Here is a 7,142-nt window from a genome sequence, read left to right as displayed (position 1 = left end):
AGCGGTCCTTCGCCTGGGCGACGCGCTGTCGGCGCCTGGTCAAGGATTACGAACGTTATGCCAGCACGCTGGCAGGACTTCATATGGTCGCCTTCGTCTGTCTCATGCTGAAACAGGCAGAACGACTTATGACAGGTTCATAACACGCGCTAAGCCGAAATTTCTAACAAAAGCTTGACGATTAATTCCGGAAATCGTTATGCAAATCTAGAGATCTTTTAAAGGTAGTACTATGCATGACAGCGCAATTTTCGTCTCGGGGCGAGACGAATTTGAAATGACGGCCGACCTCGTGTCCGCCTTCGTGTCGAACAACAACTTACCCATGTCTGAGTTGCCCGCTCTGATCGCCAGCGTACATGCCGCCTTGGCTGGTCTTGGCAACGAGGCCGCAGCCGAGACCGCTGGCCCTGAGAAGCCGACGCCGGCTCAGATCAGGAAGTCGATCACGCCTGACGCCTTGATCAGCTTCGAGGATGGGAAGTCCTACAAGACACTGAAGCGCCACCTGACGCTGCGCGGCCTGACCCCCGAGGGCTACCGCGCGAAATATGGCTTGGCGTCCGATTACCCGATGACGACGGCCAACTACTCCGCCCAGCGCTCAGCACTCGCTCATGCGCTTGGTCTCGGTCAGCAGCGCCGTAAGATCGCCCCGGAAGCGACAGACGCCCCTGAGGCAGCCCCGAAGGCGCGTGGACGGAAGAAGGTCGCAGAGGCGGCCTGAAGCCGTTCAGCGCCCCGTTCCGGCAAACCGCGGCACCTTCAAGTTCGAGGCGGACTTGATCGTGTCACGGTCGAACCGCCGTCAGGCAGCGGACGGCTTGATCGAACTCTCGTCAGTGCACGCGGTCGAAGTCGCTCGATCCGATACTACTGGCCAGGATCGTTCCGAGTTCAAGCAGCATGACGTTGATCAAGGTCGGCAGGATTGGCGAACCTAGCTCCTTTGTCAAAGATCGAAGCGCCATGAGCGCATCGACCACCCGGTCGATCGTTTGCATCGTATGATCGGTTGCAGCCTCGCCATCCCGGCGCGCTTCCGTCAAGTCCGTCATCAGCCCAATGCAGCGCAAGCCCCGGCCGGTGGGATCAGTCTCGACACGGCCACGTGCGGCGATCCAGTGAACACCGCCCTCTCGGTCGCAGGTTCGAAACTCGGCTTCAAACCGCCCTGCGGTGTTGTGAGCCTTGTGCATGAGCTGAGCGATACGCTCGCGATCTGCCAAATGGACGCCTTTCAGAAGCAATGAGACGGGTACTCCCGATGCACCTTGCGTCTCATCGACGGCAAGCACCCGGGGGAGCGCACCTGTCAGCTCGACGATCTGCGTATCAAGATCCGTTTCCCATGTACCGAGATAGCCCGATGCATCGAGGATGGATTGCAAAGATGCTGGCATGGGCTGCCTCCATAAAAGATTGCGTCGCACATCACAGCCCAGACCCTCAATGAATGCAATCCTCGGGCACGATAGGATTTGTAATACAGCCCCGGGCTGTAGCTACCTCAGAACCCGTCTGGGCGAGGCGTAACGAGAGGGTGAGTACGGGTTCGGGTCAGATGACCGAGGATCGTACACGAAAAAGTTATGCGGTTTTTGCAACCCAGAATTGATCTTTTCCTTGAAACTCAATCGCGCGCAATGCGTATTAGGTTGTGTTCGGGATGGCAGCGACGCCGGCTCGGCTTCCTCCAACCCGAAAGAGACTGCCGAGATGACCCTCACCCATGCGCCGAAGCTCACTACTGATGGCGACCGCTCGATCGGCAGCCGCATCGCGGCGTATCGAACGGCCCAGCGACTGAGCCAGACCGCGCTCGCTCAGGCCCTTGGGGTCACGTTCCAGCAGGTCCAGAAATACGAGAAGGGCCGCAACCGCGTGGGCGCCGCACGTCTTCAGGCCATCGCGGACTTCCTCGGCGTACCGGTCTCGACCTTCTTCGACGATCCGGCTGAGGCCGTCGACGGCCGCGCGTCGATCCAGCACCTGCTGCAGGACCCGGAGGTGATGGAACTGGTCCAGACCTTCGCTACCATCTCCGACAAGGTGACGCGCAGCAGCGTGCTCTCCATCGTCAAGGCTGCTGCCAGCCTGCAGACGGTATCAAGCGACGCCATGAATTGAACGATGACGCCCCGTGCAGGGTCTGTACGACCTCAGGCGCCCTGCTTGCTTGCCCTCACGCGCTCCAGGGCACGAGCGCTCTCGCGTTCGAACTGGCGCGGCGTCATCGCGCCTGCATCCACGCGTCGGGCCAGCTGCGTCCGGTAGGTGATCGCGGCTTCCTGATCGGGGCTGAGCGTCACGTTTGCCCGCACAGCAGCCCCCGTGCGCTCCGCCCACTCCGTATACGAGATGCGCTTTGTGTCACGATCGGCGCGAAGGCGTGCGATGTCCTCTTGGAACACAGCTGTCTGCTGCGGGCCCGGCGTAGCAGTTTGGCAGGCGGCCAAACTGATCGAGGCGATAAGAACAGCAGTAATTTTTCGATACATCGTAGTCCCCTCTAAATCAGGGACTTGAACGCTTGTCGATAATTAAGCGATGCCCACAATGCAACACTCCAAAAAAATCGGCGGACACCTTGGAAGAGCTTAGCTTGATAGGCGAAAACACCAAAGATCCGTGGCCTGCCTCCACTCGGTAACCTGGGTTCGCAGTTGGTGCATCTTCGGTCGTGTGACGATGGCAGGGCGAGCGGACGGCACTGATCCACTCGGTTCTCTTGGCCAGATGACGACCTCCGGCGCAAGCGACATGTAGTCGAACGACAAGTGCGGCCGGAGAGTGTTATATTATCTCCACTATTAATCGATCTCGATAATAGATTTATTAATGGTTTATAACACCTAGCCGTGGAGAATTTCTTTCCGAAGCTTCGCATTACAGATTTTGCAGTGATCGATCTCCCGCGAAATGCCCGGCTCTATGTAGGCGCTCTACGATTGATTGATTTCGAAGCGTACAACGATATCGCGTTCGTCGCGGGATGTCCGCGTCGGGCTCAAAGGCCAGGGTACGCTGTCGACCCCGAACCGAAGTTGCCTCACGCCCGACGAATGGCTGCTTTCGGGCATCGTCGATGCGGGCCTGGACGGCGAGGTTGGGTCGAGACCCGTCCGTCTTCTCTATGGCCGGGTTGGGTGGCTTTTTGCCGGTCCGCTTTTGGATGAGATAGAATGTGAAGCGGACATTTGTGCGAGAGGTGGCATCCTGAACGCAGTCGTGGACTATCCCGACGAGTGTAGCCGGTCGCATCACGTGAAAGGAGGATGGTTCCGTGTCATGGCGCTACGTGCGGTCAAATTTTAGTTAAGATATCGAGTTGGCTGTGTGCTGTGCTGGATACAATGAATCTCTCGTCCAGCATTTTCATCAAGAAGCGCAGATCAGCTTCGTTCTGACCGGTTGGCGTCAGTTCCTGGTCGGCGGCCGCTACATCGATGTACCGGCTGGAAGCTCCTGCATCATGCCTGCGGGTGTCCCACACCAGGGGATTGATTGTGCTCCAGACACGGTATCCCTCAATCTCTACGTTCTCTCTGACCACTCCATAGCCCTGATGAGCATGACGAGGCCGCTGGCGGAACTCTTCCCAGATATGCCTTCCTCTACCAGGGATGCGTCAATCGCTTGCGTCGCAGCCCAGGCTGGCTTGAGCCGAGAGGGTTTCACGCGCCGCTTCTCGCGCCACCACGGCATGCCACCTCATGCTTTCAGACGCATGCTCCGCCTCAATAATGCCCGTCAGATGCTACGGACGGGTACGCCCCCCGCAGAGGTGGCTGCGGCGACAGATTTTGCTGACCAAAGCCATTTCGGCCCCTGGTTCAGGCATGCCTTTGGGACCACCCCCTCCCGCTACCAGCTTGCCTGAGAGCGGTCACAAACGTTCCAGACATCTCGTCTCGCAGCCATCACAACCGGTGCTGGAGGTGCGTGATGGATTGGATGACGACACTGTTTCTGATGGGGGCAGGAGCGGTTGGCGGCGTGATCAACGCGGTAGCGGGCGGCGCGACGCTGATCACGTTTCCAGCTATGCTCCAAGTCGGCCTGCCTCCCGTGATCGCCAATGCTTCGAATGCCGTGGTCATCATGCCGGGTCATCTTATCGCTGTCCTCGCGGACCCTGGTCGATGGCCGCCCTTTGACCGCCGCCTCGGGTGGCTGACCGCCGCATCCCTCCTCGGAGGCGCGTCAGGTGCACTTCTCCTGCTCTGGCTTCCCGAAGCCCTGTTCACCGGCCCTGTGCCGGTGCTCATCGCGTTCGCCACGATCTTGTTTGCGTTCGCACCAACGATACAGGCCCACCAGGCGAAACGTGGCCCGAGACCCGTCGATACGATGACTGGTCCTGCGATGATCGGAGTGTCTTCCATCTATGGCGGCTTCTTCGGTGCGGGGCTCGGTGTCATCCTGACTGCACTTTTGTCGATCAGTGTCAGCCAGGATATTCGCACGGTTAATACCAATCCTCACTGATTAGAACTCATGGGCCCAGGCGCGCAGTCCGATCGACATGATGCGCCAGAGGCGGTCGATGAGGGTATTCCAGGCGTCGCAGCAGTGGTCGAGGATGTCGGCGTAGGATGTGAAGACGCGGTTGCCGAGCCAGTCGTCACGCATGAACTGCCACAGGTTCTCCACGGGGCTGAGTTCGGGGTTGAGTTCGGGGGCGCGGGGGGGCAGGGGCAGCAGCGTGATGTTGGCGGGCACAGCGAGCTTCGTGGTCGTGTGCCAGCCGGCTTGATCGAGCCGCAGGACGGCATGCGCGCCGGGGGCGACAGCCTGGGCGATCTCTTCGAGGTGCAGAGCCATCGCTTCGGTGGTGCAGCGAGGCATGACGAGGCCGGCCCCGGTGCCTCTGGCCGGGCAGATCGCCCCGAATAGGTAGGCCGGGTGCGTTGGTCCTTGGGTGCCGCGGGGCGCGTGCCGCGTTTGGCCCAGCGCCGGGTGATCGTGTTCTTCTGGCCGACCCGGGCCTCGTCGGCGAACCAGATCTCCATCGGCTTGCCGCCGACGGCCTGCGCGATCGCCTCCAGGCGGGCGGGGAAGCTTTTTTAAAAACCGGGATGGCGTCCGGATCCTGGGCGTGGTGGCGCGGGCGGGCCGAGAGTTTGCGGTAGCCCATGGCGGGACTGTCAGGAATTTCGTGTGGAGGCGGCCATAGTGGACCCGAAGGAGGTTTCCGATGGCACGACGCAAAGCACCCCACATCCCTGACGCGATCCTGGACCAGCTGCTGGCCGGTGCCGATCCGAAGGCGGCGTTTGAAGCCGACGGCCTGCTTGATCGGCTGAAGAAGGCCCTGGCCGAGCGGGCGCTCAACGCCGAGGTGGACCATCATCTGGCGGGCGAGGACGCCGGCAACAGCCGCGACGGCTACGGCCGCAAGACGGTCATGACCGAGACGGGCCGGATCGAACTGGCGATCCCCCACGACCGGCAGGCGACGTTCGATCCGCAGCTGATCGCCCGCTATCAGCGCCGCTTTCCGGGCTTCGACGACAAGATCGTGTCGATGTACGCCCGCGGCATGAGCACCCGAGAGATCGTCGGGCACCTGCGCGAGCTCTACGGGATCGAGGTCTCACCCGACCTGATCAGCACGGTGACCGACGCGGTGCTGGAGGAGGTCGCCGCCTGGCAGGCCAGGCCGTTGGAGCCGGTCTACCCGCTCGTGTTCTTCGACGCCTTGCGGATCAAGGTGCGCGACGAGGGCCTCGTCCGGAACAAGGCCGTGCACATCGCGCTCGGCGTGCGCGCCGACGGATCCAAGGAGATCCTCGGCCTGTGGCTGGAGCAGAACGAGGGCGCCAAATTCTGGCTGCGGGTCATGAACGAGCTCAGGAACCGCGGCGTCGAAGATGTGCTCCTTGCCGTGGTCGATGGGCTGAAGGGCTTCCCCGACGCGATCCGGGCGGTCTTCCCCGACGCGATGGTCCAGACCTGCATCGTCCACCTGCTGCGCCACAGCCTCGACTTCGTCTCCTACAAGGATCGCAAAGCGGTGGCGGTCGCGCTCAAGGACATCTATCGCGCGCTCGACGCCACAGCCGGCGAGACGGCCTTGGTTGCCTTCGAGGCGAGCGCGTGGGGCCGGAAGTACCCGGCCATCGGCCAGAGTCGGCGGCGGGCCTGGAGTGAGGTCGTGCCGTTCTACGCGTTCCCTGGCGACGTCGGCCGGATCCTCTACACGACGAACGCCATCGAGGCCTTGAACGCCACGCTACGCCGGGCCGTGCGCGCCCGGGGCCACTTCCCGACCGACGAGGCCGCGCTGAAGCTGCTCTACCTGGTCTTGAACCGCTCCGAGAAGGCGTGGAAGATGGGTCCGCGTGAGTGGGTCATGGCCAAGGCCCAGTTCGCCGTCATCTTCGGCAAGCGCTTCACCCGGGCCATGGCGGCCTGATGTGCAACCCGCCGCCCACACACGGAATTTCCGATAGTCCCGCCCATGGCCCGTAGCACCCGGCTCTGCGTCTGCTCGGACACCGACACGCCGTGGTCCTGGAACAGGATCTGGGCGAGATCGACCAGCCGCCAGCGCACCACCCCGTGGGCGGGCCCGCGGACCTTGCTCGACCAGGGCGCGCAGCACCTCTCGCTGCTCGGCGGCCAGGCGCGGGCGAGCCCCGGGCGCCTTGCCGCCGATCAGCCCGTCCGGACCGTACGCGTTGAACGCCACGACCCAGTCCCGCACCGTCTGAAGCCCGACCCCGCCGAGAGCGGCGGCGGCCGAGCGCGCGCCGCCCGCATAGATCGCCGACAGAGCCAGCAAGCGCCGCGTCTGGGCGGGATCGCGCGCCCCCTTGGCAAGAGCACGCACGCCCTCGGCATCGAAGTCCGACCGCAGCGGCACCAGCGCAGCCATGACATCCTCCTCAGGCTCCAAACCTAAGGAAAGAATCACGACCGAGATGCCGACGCTACCCCACATGAGTCCTGCTCAGAGAGGCTTGGTATAACTTCACCCTTGGACCACCTCGTGGGGGCCGATCAAACTTGGCCTGCCTCCTGAAAAGTGGTCCTCCCTGAGGTATGGCTTCAAGCCATGTGGAGGATATTTTCATGGGACGGAAGAAGCATACGGCTGAAGAGATCGTCGCCAAGCTGCGTCAGGTCGATGTCTT

8 protein-coding genes and 3 pseudogenes are annotated in these 7,142 nt (G+C 62.1%); 6 read left to right on the top strand and 5 right to left on the bottom strand.

The genetic code is table 11. The features are described 5' to 3' along the window. Window positions 1–143, top strand: a pseudogene (locus FV234_RS24710) (IS5/IS1182 family transposase); the annotation flags it as partial. An 89-nt stretch (window positions 144–232) separates the two neighbouring features. Further along, the gene (locus FV234_RS24705; RefSeq protein ID WP_147832295.1) at window positions 233–727 is read left to right on the top strand and encodes a MucR family transcriptional regulator; all 495 of its coding nucleotides are present in this window, start codon (window positions 233–235) and stop codon (window positions 725–727) included. 112 nt (window positions 728–839) lie between these two features. On the opposite strand, the gene FV234_RS24700 is transcribed toward FV234_RS24705, so the two are convergent. Then, the gene (locus FV234_RS24700) at window positions 840–1,403 is read right to left on the bottom strand and encodes a PAS domain-containing protein (protein ID WP_147832293.1); all 564 of its coding nucleotides are present in this window, start codon (window positions 1,401–1,403) and stop codon (window positions 840–842) included. A 316-nt stretch (window positions 1,404–1,719) separates the two neighbouring features. Here FV234_RS24700 and FV234_RS24695 point away from each other — a divergent pair, with 316 nt between their 5' ends. Continuing rightward, window positions 1,720–2,130, top strand: coding sequence for a helix-turn-helix transcriptional regulator (locus FV234_RS24695; protein ID WP_147832291.1), 411 nt, complete (start codon window positions 1,720–1,722; stop codon window positions 2,128–2,130). Window positions 2,131–2,162: 32 nt separating this feature from the next. On the opposite strand, the gene FV234_RS24690 is transcribed toward FV234_RS24695, so the two are convergent. Both FV234_RS24690 and FV234_RS26850 read right to left on the bottom strand, forming a co-directional pair. Next, window positions 2,163–2,501, bottom strand: a complete 339-nt coding sequence (locus FV234_RS24690) for a hypothetical protein (RefSeq protein WP_147832289.1) — start codon at window positions 2,499–2,501, stop codon at window positions 2,163–2,165. Between the two features lie 806 nt (window positions 2,502–3,307). Next, window positions 3,308–3,496: a hypothetical protein gene (locus tag FV234_RS26850; RefSeq protein ID WP_238272781.1), complete on the bottom strand. Its 189-nt coding sequence runs from the start codon at window positions 3,494–3,496 to the stop codon at window positions 3,308–3,310. Between FV234_RS26850 and FV234_RS26845 the strand changes: the two genes are divergently transcribed. Both FV234_RS26845 and FV234_RS24680 read left to right on the top strand, forming a co-directional pair. Continuing rightward, window positions 3,476–3,883 carry a helix-turn-helix domain-containing protein gene (locus tag FV234_RS26845; RefSeq protein ID WP_306422432.1) on the top strand — a complete coding sequence of 136 codons (408 nt, stop codon included), beginning with the start codon at window positions 3,476–3,478 and terminating at the stop codon, window positions 3,881–3,883. The two genes, FV234_RS26850 and FV234_RS26845, sit on opposite strands and share 21 nt — an antisense overlap. Before the next feature lie 65 nt (window positions 3,884–3,948). Further along, on the top strand, window positions 3,949–4,491 hold the full coding sequence (locus tag FV234_RS24680) for a sulfite exporter TauE/SafE family protein (protein ID WP_147832285.1): 543 nt from the start codon (window positions 3,949–3,951) through the stop codon (window positions 4,489–4,491). Here the strand turns inward: FV234_RS24680 and FV234_RS24675 are convergent. After that, window positions 4,492–5,140: pseudogene (locus FV234_RS24675) on the bottom strand (IS630 family transposase); the annotation flags it as partial. Window positions 5,141–5,200: 60 nt separating this feature from the next. Between FV234_RS24675 and FV234_RS24670 the strand changes: the two are divergent. After that, window positions 5,201–6,421, top strand: a complete 1,221-nt coding sequence (locus tag FV234_RS24670; protein ID WP_147832283.1) for an IS256 family transposase — start codon at window positions 5,201–5,203, stop codon at window positions 6,419–6,421. A 41-nt stretch (window positions 6,422–6,462) separates the two neighbouring features. Here FV234_RS24670 and FV234_RS24665 read toward each other — a convergent pair. Further along, window positions 6,463–6,922: pseudogene (locus FV234_RS24665) on the bottom strand (helix-turn-helix domain-containing protein); the annotation flags it as partial. Window positions 6,923–7,142 lie beyond the last annotated feature (220 nt).

This window comes from Methylobacterium sp. WL8, from assembly GCF_008040045.1.
In the GTDB taxonomy this organism is placed as follows: domain Bacteria; phylum Pseudomonadota; class Alphaproteobacteria; order Rhizobiales; family Beijerinckiaceae; genus Methylobacterium; species Methylobacterium cerastii.
This window is presented reverse-complemented; position numbering and strand designations above follow the sequence as displayed.